The organism is Phaeobacter sp. SYSU ZJ3003, from assembly GCF_041300735.1.
GTDB classification, from domain to species: Bacteria; Pseudomonadota; Alphaproteobacteria; order Rhodobacterales; family Rhodobacteraceae; genus Phycobacter; species Phycobacter gallaeciensis_A.
The window spans coordinates 1-1,488 of the sequence record NZ_PXNU01000129.1 but is presented as its reverse complement, the minus strand read 5'-3'; the positions used below and the strand labels follow the sequence as shown (position 1 = coordinate 1,488).

The window sequence follows — 1,488 nt, the reverse complement described above, 5'->3', positions numbered from 1 at the left end:
AGGTGTTTCTCTCTGCCATCGCGCTCGCGGCTCTCGTCATCTTTTGGTTATGAATCCTGACCCTAGCCAAGTCCAGGTCGTGATCGACAGCGATTCTGTAATCATCAAACCCGACGTCGCAGAATCTCACTGTCCCAAGTCAACAGAAGAGCCGGATGGTCCGGGCGGATCAGGCCCCACGGACCCTGATGGCCCTGCGCCAACGCCAGGTGGTGATCCTGGTGTAGAACCCGCTCCCGCCCCAGAAAGGAAACCCACGCGTTTCGCCGGAACCGTCATGATCTCGGCCGACCGACCGGCGCGAGACATCCACCAAATCGTGGAAGCGATTATCGAGCAGCTCACTACACTTCCGGGCAGTGACGTATCTCTGAAGCTGGAAATTGATGCCGAAGTCCCTTCCGGTCTGGATCGTGCCAAAGTCAGAACTTTGATCGAGAACGCAACTACGCTGGGCTTCATCGACAAGTCTATCAAGTGATGGACCGCGGGGGATCAAATGTGTTTGCGGCTGACATACGCTGAAGCATTGCTCTGGAAGAAAAGTGCGGCTCAGCTTATCGCTGATGCAAAAGCCAAGTCAGCCAAGATTCCCTGCGATCCATTATTTGGGTCGAACCCGCGTCTGTCTTCTCTGGTCTCAGAAATTGACAGCATCAAGAAGCGGCACGGACTTCTTATTGAACGCGCTTTAATATTTGCGATCAACAAGCTATCCCACTGGCGGGCTGACAAGGAAAAGATCTCAGTTGCGGGCGGCAAAGCGCATCTGGACTGCCTTGCGTTTAATGCCAACACAGGGAAGCTGTATGTGTTCGAGTGCAAGCGCGGTCACGGGGCATTCGACGGCGACAAGATCCGAGAGATTGACCAACGCTTGGACAAGGTCAAAGCGTCGATCGGCGCGCATGTCGCATCCAAAGGATGGAGACCATCATCGACTGGAACCTTTATTCTGAGTTTCTATGGGGCCACTTGGAAATCGGCGTATCCAATACACGATCGACACAGCGTCTCATCTCTCTTTGAGCCCTGTGTCGGTCGTTTTGTGGTCGATTACATGGAACATCTGGAAACGACGACTTCGAACGCATTCAGTTCCGAATTGCGAGACACCGTAGATGTTCCTGTCGGCGAGACCATCTTTGATCTGATCACTGAGGATCGTGAAAAACCTTGGCCCGACGTCCTCTTCACGGAAGATGGTGCCGATTTTGTTTATGCTCACCAAAATTCGTAAATCCTAGCTACCACTTGAACGAAATCATCCACAAGCGCGTACTTGGTCCCGCATAACCAAGTAGTCACCCATCATCTCAACGATGGCAGATCCGTCCGGCAGCATCGCTAATTCTTCGGCCGCCTGTGCCTGAAACTCCGTGCTGTATTCCACGACCGGCGGACACGCTGCCACGCCGCCAGCTGCTGCGCGACAAACTGGATGAGATTCCGCGTCAATCAGGATGAGACGTTGCGGCGGGCGTGTGT

At 53.9% G+C, this 1,488-nt stretch carries 2 protein-coding genes and 1 pseudogene; 2 read left to right on the top strand and 1 reads right to left on the bottom strand.

Annotation, left to right across the window (positions count from 1 at the left end):
- Window positions 1–481, top strand: a pseudogene (locus tag C6W91_RS21030) (hypothetical protein); the annotation flags it as partial.
- Between the two features lie 24 nt (window positions 482–505).
- Entirely contained in the window at window positions 506–1,240 is a 735-nt protein-coding gene (locus tag C6W91_RS21025; RefSeq protein ID WP_370571593.1) for a hypothetical protein, read from the top strand.
- A 24-nt stretch (window positions 1,241–1,264) separates the two neighbouring features.
- Here C6W91_RS21025 and C6W91_RS21020 read toward each other — a convergent pair whose 3' ends face one another.
- Window positions 1,265–1,459 carry a hypothetical protein gene (locus C6W91_RS21020; RefSeq protein ID WP_370571594.1) on the bottom strand — a complete coding sequence of 65 codons (195 nt, stop codon included), beginning with the start codon at window positions 1,457–1,459 and terminating at the stop codon, window positions 1,265–1,267.
- Window positions 1,460–1,488: the final 29 nt, after the last annotated feature.